The organism is Geodermatophilus sp. SYSU D00867 (assembly GCF_054050315.1).
In genome coordinates, this window is the sequence record NZ_JBJGZC010000016.1 from 103,584 (window position 1) to 123,559 (window position 19,976).

The window sequence follows — 19,976 nt, forward strand, 5'->3', positions numbered from 1 at the left end:
GCCTCAGCGCGGCGGCAGCGTGTCGGCGATGACGCCGCTGAGCACGGTGACCGGGGCGCTGTCGACGTCGGGCGGCAGGGTCACCTGCACGTAGGCGGCGCGGTCGACCGCGGTCCAGGTCGTGGCCTCCTCGGTCTGCTCGACGAACCAGGTGACCTGGTCGATCTGCAGCAGCCCCTCGCCGGGGACCAGGCCCGCGGGCTGCGGCACGCCGCACACCAGCACGATCGGCGGGTCGCCCCAGGCGGCGGCGTAGGGGGTGTCGGAGTCGACCAGCCGCTGCGGCTCCCCGGTCAGGTCGAGGGGGAGGCCGGACATCAGCGCTGGGCAGTGCGCGTCGGCCTCCGGCGTCGGCGGCGGGACCTCGACCGGCAGCACCGGGAGGTCCTCGGCGCGCTGCTGCGTCGGGGCGCCGCTGACGTCGGCGACCGGCTCGTCGCCCTCGTCGTCGCCGCCGACCACCCGGACCAGGACCAGCAGCGCCACGAGCACCGGCACGACGACGGCGGTCGCGATCAGCGCCAGCCGGCGCAGCGGGTCGCGCGCGGGCGCCGGCGCCGGGTCCGGGGCGGGGGTGTCCTCGCTCAGCGGCTCAGATGTTGACGACGGGGCAGGTCAGCGTGCGCGTGATGCCGTCGACCGACTGGACGCGGGCGACCACCAGGCGACCCAGCTCGTCGACGGTCTCGGCCTCGGCGCGGACGATGACGTCGTAGGGGCCGGTGACGTCCTCGGCCTTGGTCACGCCGGCGATCTCGCTGATCGTGGACGCCACCTGGGCGGCCTTGCCGACCTCGGTCTGGATCAGGATGTAGGCGTGGACCACGGGACGACCTTCCTCGGACGGCTCTGCGGGTGGCTGCCTGCCACCGGCAGACGGACCGGAGCGCAACGTACCCCAGCGACCCGGGGTGGCCTGTGACACGGCCCCGTCCGCTGGTGCCGCGCGAGGACCCCGCCGACAGCGTGCGGGTCGTGGGGGAGTTCGGCGTCATCGCCCGGGTGGTCGCCCGCGCCGGCGCAGCGCGGGTCGCGCAGGTCGGCCCCGGTGACGACGCCGCGGTGCTGCGGGTGCCCGACGGCCGGGTGGTCGCCACCACCGACGTGCTCGTCGAGGGCCGCCACTTCCGCCGGGACTGGTCCTCGGCCGAGGACGTCGGGCACAAGGCCGCCGCCGCGAACCTCGCCGACGTCGCCGCGATGGGCGGGGTCGCCACCGCGCTGCTGGTCGGGCTGGCCTGCCCCGCGGACACGCCCACCTCGTGGCTGGAGGGCGTGGCCGCCGGGATGGCCGCCGAGTGCGCGCCGCTGGGCGCCGCCGTCGTCGGCGGGGACACCGTGGCCTCCGCCCCCGACAGCGCCGCCGTCGTCCTGTCGGTCACCGCGCTGGGCGACCTCGGCGGCCGGGCGCCGGTGCTGCGCTCGGGGGCGCGGCCCGGGGACGTGCTCGCCGTCGCCGGGCGGCTGGGCTGGTCGGCGTGCGGGCTGGCCGTGCTGCGCCGCGGCTTCAGCAGCCCCCTGGCCGCCGTGACCGCGCACCGCCGCCCCACCCCGCCCTACCTCGCCGGGCCGGCCGCGGCCGACGCCGGGGCGACCGCCATGTGCGACGTCAGCGACGGCCTGCTCGCCGACGCCGGGCACCTGGCCGCCGACAGCGGCGTCGTCCTGGACGTCGACCGGGCCGCGCTGGTGCGTGCGACCCTGGAGCCGCCCGGTCCGCTGCAGCAGGTGGCGGCGGCCCTCGGCGCCGACCCGCTGGCCTGGGTGCTCACCGGCGGGGAGGACCACGCCCTGCTGGCGACCTTCCCGCCGTCCGCGGCGCTGCCGGAGGGGTGGGTGCCGATCGGGCGGGTCGAGGAGGGGGAACCGGGCGTGTCCGTCAGCGGGGAGCCCGCGGCCGCGGTCGCGGGAGCGGTCGGTGCGGAGGGGACCGGGCATGTCCACTTCGGCTGAGGTGCGGCTGCGCGACGGGTCGGTCGCGCGGCTGCGCGCGGTGCCCTACGACGACCCGCTGGCCCGCGACCTCGTCGGCCGGGTGCAGCAGGAGTACGTGGAGCGCTACGGCGGCCCGGACGGCGCCGTCGTCGACCCCGCCGAGTTCGTCCCGCCGGCCGGGCTGTTCCTCGTCGCCGAGGTCGACGGCGAGCCGGCCGGCTGCGGCGCCTGGCGCCGGCACACCGGAGGCGACGACCCCACCGTCGCGGAGGTCAAGCGCGTGTACGTCGTGCCGCGCTTCCGCCGGCGCGGCCTGGCCCAGGTGCTCGTCACCGCGCTCGAGGGCTCCGCTCGCGAGTCGGGCCACCGCTCGGTCGTGCTCAACTCCGGCGACCGGCAGCCCGAGGCGCTCGCGCTGTACTCGGCGATGGGGTACACGCCCGTCCCGGGGTACGGCATCTACGCCGGTGAGGCCGGGGCGGTGTTCCTCGGCCGGCGGATCGACGAGGAGGAGCGCCCGTGGGCGTCGTGACGATCTCCGCGTCCTACGGCGCGGGCGGCCCCGAGGTCGGTCCCGCCGTCGCCGAGCGGCTCGGCCTGGCCTTCCACGACCGGGCGATCCCGGCGCAGGTGGCCGGCCGGCTCGGCGTCTCCCAGGACGACGCCGAGGCCAACGACGAGCGCGTCGTGCGCGGCCTGTGGCGGCTGGTGGCCTCGCTGGGGGCCATGCCCGACCCGGTCGGCGGCGTCATGCCGTCGACCACGCAGCCCGACGAGCGGGCCTACCGCGAGCACACCGAGCGGGTGCTGCGCGAGATCGCCGACGGCGCCGGCGGGGTGGTGCTCGGCCGCGGCGGGGCGCTGGTGCTGCGCGACCGGCCCGACGCCCTCCACGTGCGGCTCGACGGCCCGCCGGAGGCCCGCCTCCGGGCGGCGGTGGCGCGCTACGGCCGCCCCGAGGAGGAGCTCCGGCGGGAGCTCCAGGCCAACGACACCACCCGCGAGGCCTACGTCCGGCACTTCTACCGGTGCGACCCCGCGGCGGCCCGGCACTACCACCTCGTCGTCGACGGGACGGCCCTGCCGCTGGGGACGGTGGTGGACCTGGTGGTCACCGCGGCGCGCGCCCGCGGGATCGGCGCCCGCTGACCCTCGCGCACGCGAAGGACCCCGGAGGTCGGCGACCTCCGGGGTCCTTCGCGAGCGGCGGCCTCCGGTCAGGAGGCCCGGCGATCAGGCGCGGACGACCTTGCCCGCGCGGATGCACGAGGTGCAGGCGTTGATCCGCTTGCGGTTGCCGGGGGCGACGAGCGCCCGCACCGACTGGATGTTCGGGTTCCAACGGCGCGGCGTGCGGCGGTGCGAGTGCGACACCGACATACCGAAACCGGGCCCCTTGCCACAGACATCGCACACGGCAGCCACGGTGGATCACTCCCAGAGAATCGATTTTCAGACGGCGGCGCACAGGAGGCGACCGCGAGACCGTCGTCCAGCATAACCGCTCCTCCGCGGAACCGTCGCCGAGGTCGGGGGAGGACGGGGAGCGGCTCCGCCACGGGACCGGGTCCGTCCGTTCCCGCGGGTACCCTCCGGCCGTGCTGCAGGCGCTGGACGACGCCGCGGTCGGTCGCTGGTGCCGGGCCGCGGTCGCCGCGCTGTCCGCGGGACGGCGCAGCCTCGACGACCTCAACGTCTTCCCCGTGCCCGACGGCGACACCGGCACCAACCTGCTCCTCACCGCGCAGGCGGCGGTCGCCGAGCTCGACGCCGCCGGGGGGCGCGAGCCGGCCTGGACCGCGCTCACCCGCGGCGCGGTCCTCGGCGCCCGCGGCAACAGCGGCACGATCCTCGCCCAGCTGGTGCGCGGCCTGTCCGACCAGCTCGCCGGCCAGGAGCCCGCCGACGGCCCCGCGCTGGCCGCGGCGCTGCAGAAGGCCGCCGACACCGCCTACTCCGCGGTCGCCGACCCGGAGGAGGGCACCTTCCTCACCGTCGCCCGCGCCGGAGCCGAGTGCGCCGTGGCCTGCGTCGCCGAGGGTCGCACCGCCCTGGCCGACGTCGTCACCGCCGCGGCCGACGGCGCCCGCACGGCCCTGGAGGCCACCCCCGGCCAGCTCGACGCGCTGCGCGACGCCGGCGTGGTCGACGCCGGCGGCGCCGGCCTGTGCCTCGTCCTCGACGCCCTGGTCGCCACCGTCACCGGCGTCGAGCCCGCCCGACCGCCGCTGGTGCCCCGCCCGGCGCACCCCGCCGACCCCGCCGACGTGCCGCACCAGCCGCCGCCGGGCCCCGGCAGCGAGGTGCAGTACCTGCTCGCCGACACCGACGAGGCCGCCGTCACCGTCCTGCAGACCCGGCTGGCCGCCCTCGGCGACAGCCTCGTCCTCGTCGGCGTCGACACCCCCACCGGCCGGCAGTGGAACGTGCACGTGCACACCAGCGACGTCGGCGGCGCCATCGAGGCCGGCATCGAGGCCGGCCGGCCGCACCGGATCACCGTCACCCCGCTGGCGCCCGTCCGCCCCGCCGCCCCGGTGCCCGGCCGCCGCGCCGTCGTCGCGGTCGTGCCGGGGGAGGGCCTGGCGCAGCTGTTCTCCGGGGAGGGCGTCCGCGTGGTCGCCTGCGGGCCCGACGGCGTCGACGAGGACGAGCTGCTCGACGAGCTGCTCGTCTCGGCCGCCGGCGACGTCGTCGTCCTGCCCAACGACCCCGCGCTGACCCCGGTCGCCGCCCGCGCGGCCGAACGGGCCCGCCAGGCCGGCCGCGACGTCGCCGTCGTCCCCACCCGCTCGCCGGTCCAGGGCCTGGCGGCCATCGCCGTGGCCGACCCCGCCCGCCGCTTCGGCGACGACGTCATCGCCATGGCCGAGGCCGCTGCGGCCACCCGCTGGGCCGAGGTCACCGTCGCCGAGCAGGAGGCGCTCACCAGCGCCGGGTTCTGCCGGCCCGGCGACGCGCTGGGCTCGGCGGAGGGCGACGTCGTGGTGGTCGGGCGCGACCTCGCCGCGGTGGCCTGCGACCTGCTCGACCGGCTGCTGTCGGCCGGCGGCGAGATGGCCACCCTCGTCGTCGGGCCGGACGCCGCGCTCGGTGACGCCGTCTGCGCGCACCTGGCCGCCGTCCACCCGACCGTCGAGGTCGTCCGCTACGACGCCGGCGCGGTCCTGCCCCTGCAGGTGGGGGTGGAGTAGCCCGATGGCGGTGACCCTCGACACCGACCTCGCGCGCGTGCTCGGCGCCAAGACGGCCAAGGCGATGGCCGAGTCGCTGGGGCTGCGCACCGTCCGCGACCTGCTGCGCCACTACCCGCGCCGCTACGCCCGCCGCGGCGAGATGACCCGGCTCGACGACCTGCAGGTCGGCGACCGCGTGACCGTGCTCGCCCAGGTCCGGCGCGTGACCAGCCGGCGGATGCGCAACCGGCCCGGCACGCTCACCGAGGTCACCGTCGGCGACGGCGCCGGTGAGATGCAGCTGGTCTTCTTCAACCGCAGGTTCGGGAAGCTCGAGGAGGGCGCCTGGGGGCTGTTCGCCGGCACGGTCGGCGAGTACCGCCGGACCAAGCAGTTCGCCCACCCGGACTTCCACCTGATCACCGGCGACGACGACGAGGACTGGGCCCGCGCGCTCATCCCGATCTACCCGGCGAGCAAGGACGTCTCCAGCTGGGTCATCCAGAAGTCGGTGCGGCTGCTGCTCGACGCCTCCGGCGGCTTCGGGTTCGTCGAGGACCCGCTGCCGGAGGACCTGCGCCGCCGCCACGGGCTGCTCAGCCTCCCCGCCGCCCTGCTCGACGTGCACCGCCCCACCAGCGACGAGGACGTCGAGCGCGCCGAGGAGCGCCTCAAGTGGGACGAGGCGCTGGTCCTGCAGCTGGTCCTCGGCGCCCGCCGGCGGGCCGCGGCGCTGGAGCCGGGCACCGCCCGCCCGCGCCGCGACGGCGGACTCCTCGACGCCGTCGACGCCGCGCTGCCCTTCGAGCTGACCGAGGGGCAGCGGCAGGTGGGGGAGGAGCTCGCCGCCGAGCTCGCCCGCGACCACCCCATGCACCGGCTGCTGCAGGGCGAGGTCGGCTCCGGCAAGACCGTCGTCGCGCTGCGGGCCATGGCGCAGGTGGTCGACGCCGGCGGGCAGGCCGCGCTGCTGGCGCCCACCGAGGTCCTCGCCGCGCAGCACGCCCGCAGCATCGCAGGCATGCTCGGCCCGCTGGCCCGCGCCGGAGAGCTGGACGGCGACCCCGCGGGCACGAAGGTCGTGCTGCTCACCGGCTCGCTCAAGGCCGCGCCCCGCCGCGCCGCCCGCGCCGCGGTGGCCGACGGCAGCGCCGGGATCGTCGTCGGCACCCACGCGCTGCTGCAGGAGGGCGTCGAGTTCGCCGACCTCGGCCTGGTCGTCGTGGACGAGCAGCACCGCTTCGGCGTGGAGCAGCGCGACGCGCTGCGCGCCAAGGGCAACCGGCCGCCGCACGTGCTGGTCATGACCGCCACGCCGATCCCGCGCACCGTCGCCATGACCGTCTACGGCGACCTGGAGACCTCCGTGCTGCGGCAGCTGCCCAGCGGCCGCGGCGGGGTGGCCAGCTCGGTGGTCCCCGTCAGCGACAAGCCCACCTGGCTCGACCGCGCGTGGGAGCGGCTGCGCGAGGAGGTCGCCGCCGGCCGGCAGGCCTACGTCGTCTGCCCGCGGATCGGCGACGAGGACACCGGCAGCGAGGACGAGCCCGACGAGGCCGACGCCCCGCAGGAGAGCGGCGGCGACGACCGGCGCCCGCCGCTGGCGGTCCTCGACGTCGCCGAGGCGCTGAGCGAGGGGCCGCTCGCCGGGCTGCGGCTGGCGGTGCTGCACGGCCGCATGACGCCCGAGGCGAAGGAGGCGACCATGCGGGCCTTCGCCGCCCGCGAGGTCGACGTCCTCGTCGCCACCACCGTCGTCGAGGTCGGCGTCGACGTGCCCAACGCCACCGTGATGGTGGTCATGGACGCCGACCGGTTCGGCGTCAGCCAGCTGCACCAGCTGCGCGGCCGGGTGGCCCGCGGGAAGCACCGCGGCCTGTGCCTGCTGGTCACCGAGGCCCGCGAGACGACGGCGACCGGGCAGCGGCTGGCCGCCGTCGCCGGCACCTCCGACGGCTTCGAGCTCGCCCGCGTGGACCTCGAGACCCGCCGCGAGGGCGACGTCCTCGGCGCCGCGCAGTCCGGGCGGCGCTCCACCGTCAAGCTGCTGTCCCTGCTCGAGGACGAGGAGCTCATCGCCACCGCCCGCGCCGAGGCCACCGCGCTGCTGGCCACCGAGCGCGGGCTGGCCGACCACCCCGGCCTCGCCGCCGAGGTCGCCGCCCTGGCCACCGACGAGCGCGCGGGCTACCTCGAGAAGGCATGACGCGGCTGATCTCCGGGGCGGCCGGAGGGCGGCGGCTGAAGGTGCCGCCCAGCGGGGTGCGCCCCACCGGCGACCGCGCCCGCGAGGGGCTGTTCAACAGCCTCGGCACCCTGCTCGACCTCGACGGCGCCGCCGTCCTCGACCTCTACGCCGGCTCCGGCGCGCTCGGGCTGGAGGCGCTGTCCCGCGGGGCCGCGCAGGTGGTGCTCGTCGAGAACGGCCCGCGCGTGCTGCCGGTGCTGCGCGCCAACGTCGCCGCCGTCGGCCTGCCCGGCGCACGGGTGGTCGCGGGGTCGGTGCCCACCGTCGTCGGCGGCGCGCCGCCGGCCCGCTTCGACCTCGTGCTCGCCGACCCGCCCTACGCCGTCCGGGCCGACGAGGTGCGCGGCGTGCTGAGCGCGCTGGTCACGGGGGAGTGGCTCGCCCCGGACGCGGTCGTCGTCGTCGAGCGCTCCTCCCGCGAGGAGCCCTGGGAGTGGCCGACACCCCTCACCGGGATCCGCGACCGCCGCTACGGGGAGGCCGTGCTCCGGTACGGTCGCCTCCCGTGAGGCGAGCGGTCTGTCCCGGGTCGTTCGACCCGGTCACCAACGGCCACGTCGACGTCATCACCCGGGCCGCGGCGCTGTACGACGAGCTCGTGGTCGCCGTCCTGGTCAACCCCGGCAAGGCCGGGCTGTTCTCCGTCGACGAGCGCATGGAGCTGCTGCGCGAGGCGGTCGCCGAGCTGCCCAACGTCGTCGTCGACAGCTTCAGCGGCCTGCTCGTCGACTACTGCCGCAGCCACGACATCCCGGTGGTGGTCAAGGGCCTGCGCGCGGTCGGCGACTTCGAGTACGAGCTGCAGATGGCGCAGATGAACCGCGAGCTGGCCGGCGTCGAGACGCTGTTCGTGCCCACCGCGCCGCAGGTCGGCCACCTGTCCTCCAGCCTGGTCAAGCAGATCGCCACCTTCGGCGGCGACGTCTCCCGGCTGGTGCCCAAGGCGGTCCTCGAGCGGCTGCTGGCCAAGCGCGACGACGGGGCGCAGCCGTGACCGAGGTCGTGTACCGGCTCTACGAGACCGTCGACGAGCTCAGCCGGCTCATCGAGAGCGCCCGCAGCGTGCCCATGTCCGGCTCGTGCATGGTGCCGCGCGACCAGGTGCTCGACCTGCTCGACGACCTGCGGGAGAACCTGCCCGAGGAGGTGCACGCGGCCGGCGCGATCGTCGAGCAGCGCACCGAGATCCTCGAGCAGGCGCAGGCCGAGGCCGAGCAGCTCACCGGCCGCACCCGCGAGGAGGCCGACCGGCTGGTCGCCTCGGCCCGCCGCCAGCGCGAGGAGGTCCTCGGGACCGCCCGGCGGCAGCGCGACGAGCTGCTCGCCCGCGCCCAGGCCGAGGCCGAGGACCTGCTGACCCGGGCCGAGGCGGAGGCCGACCGGCTGATCGCCGAGGCGCAGGCGCACCACGAGGCGGTGCTCGCCGACGCGCAGGCCCAGCACGCCGAGGTGCTCGCCGCCGCGCAGGCCGAGCACGAGCGGCTGGTCAGCGAGACCGAGGTCTACCGCGGCGCGGTCGCCCGCTCCGACGAGCTCGGCGCGCAGACCGTCGCCGAGGTCAACCGGATGCGCGCCGAGGTCGACGAGTACGTCGACACCCGGCTGGCCGACTTCGGCACCACCCTCGAGCGGATGCTGCGCTCGGTGGAGAAGGCCCGCGAGACGCTGCGGGAGCCGTAGGAGGGCCACCCTTCCCCCACGCCTCGCACGCGCAGGCGGAGGGCCCGTGGAGGGTGGCCGTTCCAGCACCCCGCCAGGGCCGGACGGCGTCGGCGCGGGATCGGGTAGTCTCGGTTGCTGGTCCGACCACCGGTGTCCGTGCCCGGCCGGATCCCCTCCCACCCTGACGACCGCGAGTACCGACATGCCTGCCGCACCTGCCGACCGCCGCCCCGGCGCCGCGTCCCCCGACGCCCGGCGCCCTGCCGCCGACCCCTGGGCCGTGGAACTGCGCGAGCTCGGCCGCCGTCCGGGCTCGATGCAGGAGCTCGACCGCACCGTCCCGGCCCCCGAGGGCTGGCGGCTGGAGATGATCGGCGTCCCCGAGGGCGCGCCGGTCCACCTGCGGCTGCGGCTGGAGTCGGTGATGGAGGGCGTGCTGGTCTCCGGCGACGTCGAGGTGCCGGTCGAGGGCCAGTGCGCCCGCTGCCTGGACCCGGTCGAGGACACCTACGACCTCGACGTCCAGGAGCTGTTCGCCTACCCGGGCAGCACCACCGAGGCCACCAGCGAGGAGGACGAGGTGCGTCTCGTCGAGGGCGAGCGCATCGACCTCCAGCCGATGGTGCGCGACGCCGTCGTCCTCGCCCTGCCGCTCTCGCCCACCTGCACCGAGGACTGCGCCGGCCTGTGCTCCGGCTGCGGCCAGCGCCTCGACGACCTGCCGGACGACCACTCGCACGAGCTGGTCGACCCCCGCTGGGCCGGCCTCGCCGGCCGTTTCACCACCGGAGCGGTCACCGACCGTCCGGGCGACCCTGAGGAGAACTGACCGTGGCCGTCCCGAAGCGGAAGATGTCCCGCGCCAACACCCGCGCCCGCCGGTCGCAGTGGAAGGCGAGCGCCCCCACGCTGGCCCCCTGCCCGAACCGCGCCTGCGGCCAGCTCAAGCCGCCGCACCAGGCCTGCCCGAACTGCGGCCAGCACGCCGGCCGCCAGGTCCTCTCGGTCTAACCCGGTACGACGTGGGCAGCGCCGCCCGCCCGCCGGTCGTCCCCGACGGCGGCTCGCCGGCGGGACCGGCGCACGCCGACTCCGCGGCCGCCTGGCTGCTCGACGCCCTCGGCATCGAGCTGCCCGGCGGCCTGCTGGCGTTGGCGCTGACCCACCGCTCCTACGCCTACGAGCACGGCGGCCTGCCCACCAACGAGCGGCTGGAGTTCCTCGGCGACGCGGTGCTCGGCCTCGTCGTCACCGACGAGCTGTACCGCAGCCAGCCGGACCTGCCCGAGGGCCGGCTGGCCAAGCTGCGTGCCTCGGTGGTCAACATGACCTCGCTGGCCGGGGTCGCCCGGCGGCTCGGCGACGGCGGCCTGGGGCCGCACCTGCTGCTCGGCCGCGGCGAGGAGACCACCGGCGGCCGGGAGAAGGACTCGATCCTCGCCGACGCGCTCGAGGCGCTGATCGGCGCCGTGCACCTGGGCGTGGGCCTGGAGACCGCGGCGGCCGTCGTGCACCGCCTGTTCGACCCGCTGCTGGTCGAGTCCGCCACCCGCGGCGCCGGCCTGGACTGGAAGACCAGCCTCCAGGAGCTCGGCGCCGCCCGCGGCCTGGGCGCCCCCGTCTACGACGTCACCGACGAGGGCCCGCCGCACGCCAAGACCTTCACCGCCGCCGTCTCGCTGGCCGGCGTCGTCCGGGGCAAGGGCACCGGGCGCACCAAGAAGGCCGCCGAGCAGGAGGCCGCCGAGGCCGCCTGGCGCGCCGTCTCCGCCGACGCCCCCGCGCCCGCCGACGCCCCCGCGCCCGCCGACGCCCCCGCGCCCGCCGGGGACTGACCCGTGCCCGAGCTGCCCGAGGTCGAGGTGGTCCGGCGCGGCCTGGAGCGCTGGGTCGCCGGGCGCACCGTGGCCGCCGTCGAGGTGCACCACCCGCGCGCGGTGCGCCGGCACCTCGAGGGCGCCGACTCCTTCGTGCAGTCGCTGACCGGCCGCACGTTCAGCGCCGCGCACCGCCGCGGCAAGTACCTGTGGCTGCCGCTGACCGAGGGCGACGGCACACCCGCCGGCCGGGCGTTGGTCGCCCACCTCGGCATGAGCGGGCAGCTCCTCGTGGAGAAGCGGTCCCAGCCCGACGAGACCCACCTGCGCGCCCGGTTCACCTTCACCGACGGCGGCCGCGAGCTGCGCTTCGTCGACCAGCGCACGTTCGGCGGGCTCGCGGTCGAGGACGCGGACGGCGAGCGGATCCCGCCGCGACTAGCGCACATCGCCATCGACCCGCTCGACACCTCGTTCGACGAGGCCGGCTTCAGCGCCGCGCTGCGCCGCCGGCGCACCGAGGTCAAGCGGGCGCTGCTCGACCAGACGCTGATCGGCGGCGTCGGCAACATCTACGCCGACGAGGCGCTGTGGCGGGCCCGCCTGCACGGCACGCGGCCCACCGACCGGCTGACCCGCACCCAGGTCGCGGACCTGCTCGACGGCGTGCGCAGTGTGCTCGGCGAGGCGCTGGCGCAGGGCGGCACCTCGTTCGACTCGCTGTACGTCGACGTCAACGGGCAGAGCGGCTACTTCTCCCGCTTCCTCGCCGTCTACGGCCAGGCCGACCGGCCCTGCCCGCGGTGCGGGACGCCGATCGTCCGGGAGTCCTTCACGAACCGGTCGAGCTACAGCTGCCCGCAGTGCCAGCCGCGCCCGCGCGCGAGGCGGTCGTGAGCGACGCCGTCCGCGTGCGCGTGCTGGTCTCCGGCCGCGTGCAGGGCGTCGGCTACCGCTGGTTCGTCCGCGGCCTAGCCGAGTCCGCCGGCCTGTCGGGCTCGGCGCGCAACCTGCCCGACGGCCGCGTCGAGGTCGAGCTGGAGGGACCGGCCGACGACGTCCGCGCCGTCGTCGCCGCGCTGAGCGGCCCGGACGCCCCCGGCCGGGTGACCGGGACGGTGCAGGAGGACCGCGAGGTGCAGGGGGTCCCCGGCTTCACCACCGCGTGACGAAGGCGACATCCCCCCGACACGATGACGCTCCGGTCTTGGCGTTGACCTGCGTGTCGGGGGCTGTCACCCTGGGGACACCGAGCCCGCGCCGACCGACCTCCCGGGGCGGCGGGCACCCCCTCTCGCTGTCGGAAAGGCCGTTTCCGCCATGGCCAAGGCCCTGTTCGGTTCCGTCGTGTCCCCCGCGGAGCTCCGCGTACTCGAGGAGAACGCGGTCCTGCGTGCCAAGGTGCGCCGCCTGGAGCAGGAGCTGACCGAGCTGCGGGCCCAGCGGGAGGCGGCCATCGCCCACGAGCTGATGAGCCTGACCGGCGACAACGCCGAGCCGGCCCTCGCGTAACCGCGTCCTCCTCCTCAGCACCACCCGCCTCGCCCGCCCCGGCGCACCGGCCCGGGAGGACTAGGCTGCCGAGTCCGTGCACCTGTCCAGCCTGACGCTCAAGGGCTTCAAGTCCTTCGCGTCCCCGACGACGCTGCGGCTCGAGCCGGGCATCACCGCCGTCGTCGGCCCCAACGGCTCGGGCAAGTCCAACGTCGTCGACGCCATCGCCTGGGTCCTGGGCGAGCAGGGCGCCAAGTCGCTGCGCGGCGGCAAGATGGAGGACGTCATCTTCGCCGGCACCGCCGGCCGCCCGGCGCTGGGCCGGGCCGAGGTGACCCTCACCATCGACAACGCCGACGGCGCGCTGCCGATCGACTACACCGAGGTCTCGGTCACCCGCCGGATGTACCGCTCCGGCGAGAGCGAGTACGAGATCAACGGCGACAAGGTCCGCCTGCTCGACGTGCAGGAGCTGCTCAGCGACGCCGGCATCGGCCGCGAGATGCACGTCATCGTCGGCCAGGGCCAGCTCGACGCCGTGCTGTCCGGCCGCCCCGAGGACCGGCGCGCGTTCGTCGAGGAGGCCGCCGGCGTCCTCAAGCACCGCAAGCGCAAGGAGAAGGCGCTCCGCAAGCTCGACGCGATGCAGGCCAACCTCGACCGGCTGGCCGACCTGACCGCCGAGCTGCGCCGCCAGCTCAAGCCGCTGGGCCGTCAGGCCGAGGTCGCCCGCCGCGCCGCCGGCGTGCAGGCCGAGCTGCGCGACGCCCGCCTCCGGCTGCTCGCCGACGACCTGGTCGGCCTGCGCGACGCCCTCGCCAAGGACGTCGCCGACGAGACCGCGGCCCGCGAGCGGCGCGCCGTCGTCGAGGCCGAGCTGGTGCAGGTGTCGACGCGGGAGGGCGCGCTGGAGGCGGCGCTGGCCGCGGACGCGCCGCGCCTGGGTGCCGCGCAGGACACCTGGTACCGGCTGTCCGCGCTCGGCGAGCGGTTCCGCGGCGTCGCCCAGCTGGCCGCCGAGCGGCACCGCCACCTGTCCGCCGCCGGACCCGCCCCCACGGGCGGCCGCGACCCCGAGCAGCTGGAGGCCGAGGCCGACCGGGTCGCCGCGACCGAGGCCGAGCTCGCCGCCGGGCTCGAGGCCGAGCGCGGCCGGCTCGCCACCGCCGTCGCCGCCCGCGCCGGGCTGGAGGAGGCGCTGGCCGCGGAGGAGCGCGCCTGGGTGGCCGCCACCCGCGCGCTCGCCGACCGCCGCGAGGGCCTGGCCCGGCTGTCGGGGAAGGTCGCCGCCGGGCGCTCCCGCGCCGCCGCCGGGCAGGCCGAGGTGGAGCGGCTGGCCCAGGCCGCCGCCGAGGCGGCCGCGCGCGCCGAGGCCGCCGGGGCGCGGCTGGCCGAGCGGCGGGCCGGCGTCGCCGACGCCGACGACGAGGACGTCGCGCTGGTCACCGCGCACACCGACGCCGTCGCCGCGCACACCGCCGCCGCGCGGGCGGTCACCGAGCTCGCCGACGCCGAGCGCGCCGCCGAGCGCGACCGCGCCTCCTGGGCCGCCCGCCGCGACGCGCTCGCCCTGGGCCTGGCCCCCGCCGACGGCGCGGCCGCCGTCCTCGCCTCGGGCCTGCCCGGCGTCGTCGGGCCGGTCACCGACCGGATCACCGTCGCGCCCGGCGCGGAGGTGCCGCTGGCCGCCGCCCTCGGCGGGCTGGCCGAGGCCGTCGTCGTCACCGGGGTCGCCGAGGCCACCGCCGTGCTCGCGCGGCTGCGCGACACCGACGCCGGCCGCGCCGGGCTGCTGGTCACCGGCGGCCCGCCCCCGCTGCCGCGCGAGGGCTGGCCGGCGCTGCCCGAGGGCCTGTCCTGGGCGCTGGACCTCGTCGAGGCGCCCGCGGAGCTGCACCCGGCGCTGGCCCGCGCGCTCGACCGGGTCGCCGTCGTCCCCACCCTCGACGCCGCCCGCGCGCTGGTGGCCACGCACCCGCGGGTGCGCGCGGTCACCGCCGACGGCGACCTCGTGGGCGCCGACTCCGCCACCGGCGGCGCGACGAACGCCCCCTCGGGCCTGGAGGTGCGCGCCCGCGTCGACGAGGCCGAGCGCGAGCTCGCCGCCGCCAGCGACCGCGCCGCCGACCTCGCCGACCGGCTGGCCGCCGCCCGCGAGACCGCCCGCGCGCGCTCGGCCGACGTCGACGCCGCCCTGGCCGCCCGCCAGGCCGCCGACCGCAGCCGCTCGGCGCTCGCCGCGCAGCTCGCCGAGCTGGGTGCGGCGGCCCGGTCGGCCGCCGCGGAGGCCGAGCGCTCGGACGCCGCCCGGCGGCGCGCCGAGCAGGCGCTGGAGGAGTCGCGGGCCGGGCTCGCCGAGCTCGAGGCCCGGCTCGCCGAGGCGGAGGCGGCGCCGGTCGAGGAGGAGCCGTCGGCCGAGCAGCGCGACCGGCTGCGGCTGGAGGTGGCCGCGGCCCGGCAGGCCGAGACCGAGGCCCGGCTGGCCGTGCGGACGGCGGAGGAGCGGGCCCGCGCGCTGTCCGGGCGCGCCGACGCGCTGCGCCGCCAGGCCCGGCAGGAGCGGGCCGCCCGCGAGCGCGCCGCGGCCGCCCGGCTGGCCCGCCGCCGCGGCGCGGAGGTCGCCGCCCGGGTGCGCGCCGGCGCCGAGGAGGCCCTCGCCGCGCTGACCGGCTCGCTGACCCGCGCCGCGGCCGAGCGCGACGAGCTGGCCCGGCAGCGCACCGCCCGCGAGGCCGAGCTGCTCGAGGTGCGCACCCGGGTCCGCGCGGCGACCGCGGAGCTGGAGCGGCTCACCGACGAGGTGCACCGCGACGAGGTCGCCCGCGCCGAGCAGCGGCTGCGCATCGAGGCGCTGGAGGAGCGCGCCGCCGAGGAGTTCGGCGTCGACCTGCCCACGCTGGTCGCCGAGTACGGGCCGGCCGCTCCGGTGCCGCCCACCCCGGCGCAGGTCGCCGCCGCCGAGGCCGCAGGCGAGCCCGAGCCCGCCGCGGTGCCCTACGACCGCGCCACCCAGGAGCGCCGGGCCGCCCGCGCCGAGCGGGACCTCACCACCCTCGGCAAGGTCAACCCGCTGGCGCTGGAGGAGTTCGCCGCGCTCGAGGAGCGGCACACCTTCCTCGCCACCCAGCTCGAGGACCTCAGGGCCACCCGCCGGGACCTGCTGACCGTCGTCCGCGAGGTCGACGGGCGCATCCACGACGTGTTCGCGTCCGCGTTCGCCGACGTCGCCCGCGAGTTCGAGGGCGTCTTCGCCACCCTGTTCCCCGGCGGGCAGGGCCGGCTGGTGCTCACCGACCCCGAGGACATGCTCACCACCGGCGTGGAGATCGAGGCCCGCCCGCCGGGCAAGAAGGTCAAGCGGCTGTCGCTGCTGTCCGGCGGCGAGCGCTCGCTGACCGCCGTCGCGCTGCTGGTGTCGATCTTCCGGGCGCGGCCCTCGCCGTTCTACGTGCTCGACGAGGTCGAGGCCGCCCTCGACGACGTCAACCTGGGCCGGCTGCTCACCCTCGTCGAGCAGCTGCGGGCGACGTCGCAGCTGATCGTCATCACCCACCAGAAGCGGACGATGGAGATCGCCGACGCCCTCTACGGCGTGAGCATGCGCGGCGACGGCATCACCGGCGTCATCAGCCAGCGCCTGCGCGAGGCCGACGCCGCGTCCGCCTGAGGCGTCCTCAGACCCCGGAGGGGACCAGCAGGTCGACGACCAGCGGCAGGTGGTCCGAGGCGCCGGCGCCGTCGAGGACCCGCGCCCCGGCGACCTGGATGCCCGGGGTCACCCACACCTGGTCGATGCGCGCGTGCGGGGCGCGGGCGGGGTGCGTGAGGCCCTCCTCGCGCTGCCAGAAGCGCCACCGCGCCTGGTCCTCGCGCTCGCCCGCGACCTCCCAGGCGTCGGTGAACCGCTCGCGCAGGCCGGCGAGCTCGGGGGCGTCGGGGGCGGCGTTGAGGTCGCCGACCAGCACGCCGGTGGCCATGGACTCGGTGGTCAGCGCCGCCAGCAGCTCCACCTGCTCGGCGCGCTCGGCCGCCGACCGCGTCGTCAGGTGGGTGGTGGTCACCCACAGCGCGCCGCCGTCGAGCTCCACCAGGGTGCGCAGCGCGCTGCGCGGCTCGCCGCTGCCCGGCAGCGGGTGGACGTCGCTGACCAGGATCGGCAGCCGGGACAGCAGCGCGTTGCCGTACTGACGCCGCGGCGCGTCCCCGGGGCGGGCCTCGTCGATCGCCGGGCCCCACGCCAGCTGCACGTCCAGCGCCCGGGACAGCAGCAGCGCCTGGTCGACGTCCTCGCTGCGCTCGCCGAAGTGCCGGTCCACCTCCTGCAGGCAGATGACGTCGGCGTCGGCGGCGGCGAGCACCTTCGCCAGCCGCGGCAGGTCGTGCCGCCGGTCGTCGCCCACGCCGTGGTGCGTGTTGAAGGTGACCAGCCGGACGGGGATGGGCGGCTGGTCGGGCCCGGGGGCCGGCTTGACACCACGGGGATCGGTCACCCCGTCAGCCTGTCACCTCCGCCGCCGGGGCCGCAGCGGGCACCGGACCGGCCAGCGGCAGGTCGAGCACCTGCTGCAGGCACTCCTCGCCGTCGGCCCGGTGGTCGCTCACGTGCAGCACGAACCGCGCCCGCCGGCCCTCGAGCACCAGCTCGCCCACCTGGTTGCCGAAGAACGGCCCGGCCGCCTTGACCCACTCCACCGACGCGGGACGGACGCGGGCCGCCCGCGCGATCGCCCCGGTCAGCCGCCGCGCCCAGCGGCTCCAGCCGATGCGGAACCCGACCCGGATCGGGTGCGGCGCCTGGTTGTGCAGCGGCGAGACGGTGAGCTGGTGCACCCGCCCGGACAGGCCGCCGGGGGAGACCACCTCGGCGGCGTAGGCGTGGTGGACGTCGCCGGAGAGCACCACCGCCGTCGCCGGCGCCCGGCCGTGCTCGCCGCGGGCCGCGGCCAGCAGCGCGGCGGCCAGCCGGTCGAAGGAGTGCCCGAACGCGGCCCAGTGCTCGAGGTCGGCGGCCTGCCGCAGCGCCTCGGCCAGCCGGCCCAGCGGCCGCCCCTCGTGCCGGACCGCCAGCGCCTCGTCCCAGCGCTCGATCGCGTCGATCGCGTGGGGGAGCAGCCAGGGCAGCGACGTGCCGACCAGCAGGTGCTCGACGCCGTCCGCGACCGCGGCCCGCACCTGCTCCTCGATCCAGGCGAACTCGTCGTCGTCGACCATCCGGCGGGACTGCTCGTCGAGCACCCGCCCGGCCCGGCTGTCCACCACGAGCAGCCGCGCGTCGCCCCAGTGGCGCACGTAGCTCCAGCGCACCGACCGCGGGTCCCGGTCGGCGACCTCGGCCATCTCGCGCAGCACCGGCTCGGCGTCGGCCCCCTCGGGCAGCGCGCACACCGCCTGCCACGTCCCGCTGGCCGCCAGCTCGGCGGGGGAGAGGTTGCCCAGGTGCTGGTAGACCCAGTAGCTGACCATGCCGCCGGCGATGCGGTCGGCCCACCAGTCCGTCGTGGTCACCCGGCGCCGCCAGGCGGCCGAGGTGTTCCAGTCGTCGATCATCTCGTGGTCGTCGAACACCATGGACGACGGGACGGTGGCCAGCAGCCACCGCACCTGCGGGTCGCTCCAGGACTCGGCGTAGAGCCGCGTGTACTCCTCCAGGTCGTGCACCTGGGCGTCGTGGCGCACCGGCCCGCCCCGGCGCAGGCCCAGCCAGCTGCGCGTCGCCGGGGTCAGCTCGTCGGCGTAGACCTGGTCGCCGAGCAGCACCAGCGCGTCCGGCCACTCGTCCTCGGGCAGCGCCGCGACCCGCTCGGCGTAGGCGTCCAGCGCGTCGGGCGGGATGCCCTCGGCGACGTCGACGGTGCCCGGTGAGGCGTAGCGGCAGGAGCCGAAGGCCAGCCGGAAGGGCCCGGGCCGCCCGGGCGTGCGGATCCGGCTCGGCGGGAACGGCGAGCCCTCCTCGGGCCACACCCGGACGCCGTCGGTGCCGTCGGTCGACAGGTGCACCTCGTAGGGCGTGGTGCTGCCCGGCGCCAGCCCCTCGACGACGACGAGCGCGTAGTGGTGCCCGCCCACGCGGAAGGTGCGCGCGCTGCGCCCGAGGACGTCGACGGTGCACGGGCGGTCGGTCTCCACCCACACGGTCGCCGACACGGGGTCGACGTGTCGCAGGAGCGGGCCGAGCAGGAGGGCCGGGGGATCCCCGGCGGGCGGCGGCATGGCCGCCAGCCTCGCCCACCGACCCGGGTTCCGCCCAGAACCCGCTGAGCGCGAACTGGGAGACTGACCGGCATGGAGTTCGTGCTGATCGCGATCGCGATCGTCCTCGTGGCCCTGGTCGCCGGGGTGGGCCTCCTGGTGGGCCGCGGTCGCCGTACCACCCGGCTGGACGAGGACGCCGCCGCCGGCACCACGCTCACCCGCCCGCGGCCGCCCACGGCGCCACCGCCCGCGCCGCCGCGGGAGGACCGGCCGTCGGGTGCCACCGCCTCCGGTCAGGGTCTCGCGCCGGCCGAGCCGGACACCGTCTCGCCCGAGACGCCGCCCGCCGTCGAGCTGCCGCCGGCCGAGGCGGAGCCGGGCGTCGTCTTCGAGACGCCGCCGCCGTCGGCCGGCCGGCTGGTCCGGCTGCGCTCGCGGCTGGCCCGCTCGCAGTCCTCGCTCGGCCGCGGCCTGCTGACCGTGCTCGCCCGCGAGCGGCTCACCGAGGACGACTGGGAGGAGGTCGAGGAGACCCTGCTGGCCGCCGACGTCGGCGTCGCCGCGACCACCCAGATCGTCGAGCGGCTGCGCACCCAGTCGATGGTGCTGGCCACCGCCACGCCCGCCGACCTGCGCGCGCTGCTCGTCCGCGAGCTGACGGCCGTCCTCGGGCCCGACCTCGACCGGAGCCTGGCCACCGACCGGCACGGGGGGCGGCCCGGCGTGCTCCTCGTCGTCGGGGTCAACGGCGCCGGCAAGACGACGACGGTCGGCAAGATCGCCCGCGTGCTCGTCGGGGACGGCAAGAGCGTCGTCCTCGGTGCCGCCGACACCTTCCGCGCCGCCGCCGCCGACCAGCTCGAGACCTGGGGCGAGCGGGTGGGCGTGCTCACCGTCCGCGGGCGGGAGGGCGCCGACCCCGCGTCGGTGGCGTTCGAGGCGGTGCGCACGGGCGTCGAGGCCGAGGTCGACACCGTCGTCGTCGACACCGCCGGGCGGCTGCACACCAAGTCCGGCCTCATGGACGAGCTGGGCAAGATCAAGCGGGTCGTGGAGAAGCAGAGCCCGGTCACCGAGACGCTGCTGGTCCTCGACGCCACCACCGGGCAGAACGGCATCGTGCAGGCGCGGGTGTTCACCCAGGCCGTCGACGTCACCGGCGTGGTGCTCACCAAGCTCGACGGCACCGCCAAGGGCGGCATCGTCGTCTCGGTGCAGCGCGAGCTCGGCATCCCGGTCAAGCTGATCGGCCTGGGCGAGGGCGCCGACGACCTCGCGCCGTTCGAGCCGGAGGCCTTCGCCGAGGGCCTGGTCGGCGCCGCGGACTAGCTGTAGTGCCCAGCTGCGTTGCTGACGGTGGTGCGGCTGATCGGTGGCTGTCCGTCGAGCGCGGTGTGGCTGCGGTGATGGTTGTAGGTGTGTAGCCAGGCGGGCAAGGCAGCGGCGCGTTCT

General features: G+C 77.1%; 21 protein-coding genes and 1 pseudogene. 16 read left to right on the top strand and 6 right to left on the bottom strand.

Features of this window, described 5'->3' with window-relative positions:
• Window positions 1–3: 3 nt before the first annotated feature.
• A complete protein-coding gene (locus ACI8AK_RS16330) occupies window positions 4–498 on the bottom strand; it encodes a DUF3515 domain-containing protein (protein WP_387993251.1) in 495 nt (164 codons plus the stop codon).
• Between the two features lie 94 nt (window positions 499–592).
• Window positions 593–826 (bottom strand): Lrp/AsnC ligand binding domain-containing protein, encoded by a 234-nt coding sequence (locus ACI8AK_RS16335; RefSeq protein WP_091212468.1) that lies wholly within the window; start codon window positions 824–826, stop codon window positions 593–595.
• 92 nt (window positions 827–918) lie between these two features.
• Between ACI8AK_RS16335 and ACI8AK_RS16340 the strand changes: the two genes are divergently transcribed.
• The 3 genes from ACI8AK_RS16340 to ACI8AK_RS16350 are packed head-to-tail and all read left to right on the top strand — an operon-like array spanning window position 919 to window position 3,084.
• Window positions 919–1,953: a thiamine-phosphate kinase gene (locus ACI8AK_RS16340; protein ID WP_387993248.1), complete on the top strand. Its 1,035-nt coding sequence runs from the start codon at window positions 919–921 to the stop codon at window positions 1,951–1,953.
• Window positions 1,937–2,467 carry a GNAT family N-acetyltransferase gene (locus ACI8AK_RS16345; protein ID WP_387993245.1) on the top strand — a complete coding sequence of 177 codons (531 nt, stop codon included), beginning with the start codon at window positions 1,937–1,939 and terminating at the stop codon, window positions 2,465–2,467. The genes ACI8AK_RS16340 and ACI8AK_RS16345 overlap by 17 nt, the downstream gene beginning before the upstream one ends.
• Window positions 2,455–3,084, top strand: coding sequence for a cytidylate kinase-like family protein (locus ACI8AK_RS16350; RefSeq protein ID WP_456957109.1), 630 nt, complete (start codon window positions 2,455–2,457; stop codon window positions 3,082–3,084). The genes ACI8AK_RS16345 and ACI8AK_RS16350 overlap by 13 nt, the downstream gene beginning before the upstream one ends.
• An 84-nt stretch (window positions 3,085–3,168) precedes the next feature.
• Here ACI8AK_RS16350 and rpmB read toward each other — a convergent pair whose 3' ends face one another.
• Window positions 3,169–3,360: a 50S ribosomal protein L28 gene (gene rpmB, locus ACI8AK_RS16355; RefSeq protein ID WP_073421792.1), complete on the bottom strand. Its 192-nt coding sequence runs from the start codon at window positions 3,358–3,360 to the stop codon at window positions 3,169–3,171.
• Between the two features lie 173 nt (window positions 3,361–3,533).
• Here rpmB and ACI8AK_RS16360 point away from each other — a divergent pair, with 173 nt between their 5' ends.
• From ACI8AK_RS16360 to smc, 12 genes are all read left to right on the top strand, one after another.
• Window positions 3,534–5,129, top strand: coding sequence for a DAK2 domain-containing protein (locus ACI8AK_RS16360; protein ID WP_456957111.1), 1,596 nt, complete (start codon window positions 3,534–3,536; stop codon window positions 5,127–5,129).
• Window positions 5,130–5,133: 4 nt separating this feature from the next.
• Entirely contained in the window at window positions 5,134–7,317 is a 2,184-nt protein-coding gene (gene recG / locus ACI8AK_RS16365) for an ATP-dependent DNA helicase RecG (protein ID WP_387993235.1), read from the top strand.
• On the top strand, window positions 7,314–7,868 hold the full coding sequence (gene rsmD / locus ACI8AK_RS16370) for a 16S rRNA (guanine(966)-N(2))-methyltransferase RsmD (RefSeq protein ID WP_456902616.1): 555 nt from the start codon (window positions 7,314–7,316) through the stop codon (window positions 7,866–7,868). The genes recG and rsmD overlap by 4 nt, the downstream gene beginning before the upstream one ends.
• Window positions 7,865–8,353 (top strand): pantetheine-phosphate adenylyltransferase, encoded by a 489-nt coding sequence (coaD, locus tag ACI8AK_RS16375; RefSeq protein ID WP_456902617.1) that lies wholly within the window; start codon window positions 7,865–7,867, stop codon window positions 8,351–8,353. The genes rsmD and coaD overlap by 4 nt, the downstream gene beginning before the upstream one ends.
• Window positions 8,350–9,039, top strand: a complete 690-nt coding sequence (locus tag ACI8AK_RS16380; RefSeq protein ID WP_387993226.1) for a hypothetical protein — start codon at window positions 8,350–8,352, stop codon at window positions 9,037–9,039. Before coaD ends, ACI8AK_RS16380 begins: the two co-directional genes overlap by 4 nt.
• 184 nt (window positions 9,040–9,223) lie before the next feature.
• Window positions 9,224–9,850 carry a YceD family protein gene (locus tag ACI8AK_RS16385; RefSeq protein ID WP_387993223.1) on the top strand — a complete coding sequence of 209 codons (627 nt, stop codon included), beginning with the start codon at window positions 9,224–9,226 and terminating at the stop codon, window positions 9,848–9,850.
• Window positions 9,851–9,852: 2 nt separating this feature from the next.
• Entirely contained in the window at window positions 9,853–10,032 is a 180-nt protein-coding gene (gene rpmF, locus ACI8AK_RS16390; RefSeq protein ID WP_089402499.1) for a 50S ribosomal protein L32, read from the top strand.
• An 11-nt stretch (window positions 10,033–10,043) separates the two neighbouring features.
• A complete protein-coding gene (gene rnc, locus ACI8AK_RS16395; protein WP_456957113.1) occupies window positions 10,044–10,856 on the top strand; it encodes a ribonuclease III in 813 nt (270 codons plus the stop codon).
• A gap of 3 nt (window positions 10,857–10,859) precedes the next feature.
• Window positions 10,860–11,735 carry a bifunctional DNA-formamidopyrimidine glycosylase/DNA-(apurinic or apyrimidinic site) lyase gene (mutM, locus tag ACI8AK_RS16400; protein WP_456957114.1) on the top strand — a complete coding sequence of 292 codons (876 nt, stop codon included), beginning with the start codon at window positions 10,860–10,862 and terminating at the stop codon, window positions 11,733–11,735.
• A complete protein-coding gene (locus ACI8AK_RS16405) occupies window positions 11,732–12,007 on the top strand; it encodes an acylphosphatase (protein ID WP_387993214.1) in 276 nt (91 codons plus the stop codon). The genes mutM and ACI8AK_RS16405 overlap by 4 nt, the downstream gene beginning before the upstream one ends.
• Before the next feature lie 151 nt (window positions 12,008–12,158).
• Entirely contained in the window at window positions 12,159–12,350 is a 192-nt protein-coding gene (locus ACI8AK_RS16410; RefSeq protein ID WP_387993211.1) for a hypothetical protein, read from the top strand.
• A 76-nt stretch (window positions 12,351–12,426) separates the two neighbouring features.
• The gene (gene smc, locus ACI8AK_RS16415) at window positions 12,427–15,999 is read left to right on the top strand and encodes a chromosome segregation protein SMC (protein ID WP_456957115.1); all 3,573 of its coding nucleotides are present in this window, start codon (window positions 12,427–12,429) and stop codon (window positions 15,997–15,999) included.
• A 7-nt stretch (window positions 16,000–16,006) separates the two neighbouring features.
• On the opposite strand, the gene ACI8AK_RS16420 is transcribed toward smc, so the two are convergent.
• Both ACI8AK_RS16420 and ACI8AK_RS16425 read right to left on the bottom strand, forming a co-directional pair.
• On the bottom strand, window positions 16,007–16,822 hold the full coding sequence (locus ACI8AK_RS16420; RefSeq protein ID WP_387993498.1) for an endonuclease/exonuclease/phosphatase family protein: 816 nt from the start codon (window positions 16,820–16,822) through the stop codon (window positions 16,007–16,009).
• A gap of 4 nt (window positions 16,823–16,826) precedes the next feature.
• Entirely contained in the window at window positions 16,827–18,542 is a 1,716-nt protein-coding gene (locus ACI8AK_RS16425) for an alkaline phosphatase D family protein (protein ID WP_456957116.1), read from the bottom strand.
• Between the two features lie 72 nt (window positions 18,543–18,614).
• On the opposite strand from ACI8AK_RS16425, the gene ftsY reads away from it, so the two are divergent.
• Window positions 18,615–19,853 (top strand): signal recognition particle-docking protein FtsY, encoded by a 1,239-nt coding sequence (ftsY, locus tag ACI8AK_RS16430; protein ID WP_387993492.1) that lies wholly within the window; start codon window positions 18,615–18,617, stop codon window positions 19,851–19,853.
• Here ftsY and ACI8AK_RS16435 read toward each other — a convergent pair.
• Window positions 19,850–19,976, bottom strand: a pseudogene (locus tag ACI8AK_RS16435) (IS481 family transposase); the annotation flags it as partial. The gene ftsY and the pseudogene ACI8AK_RS16435 sit on opposite strands and share 4 nt — an antisense overlap.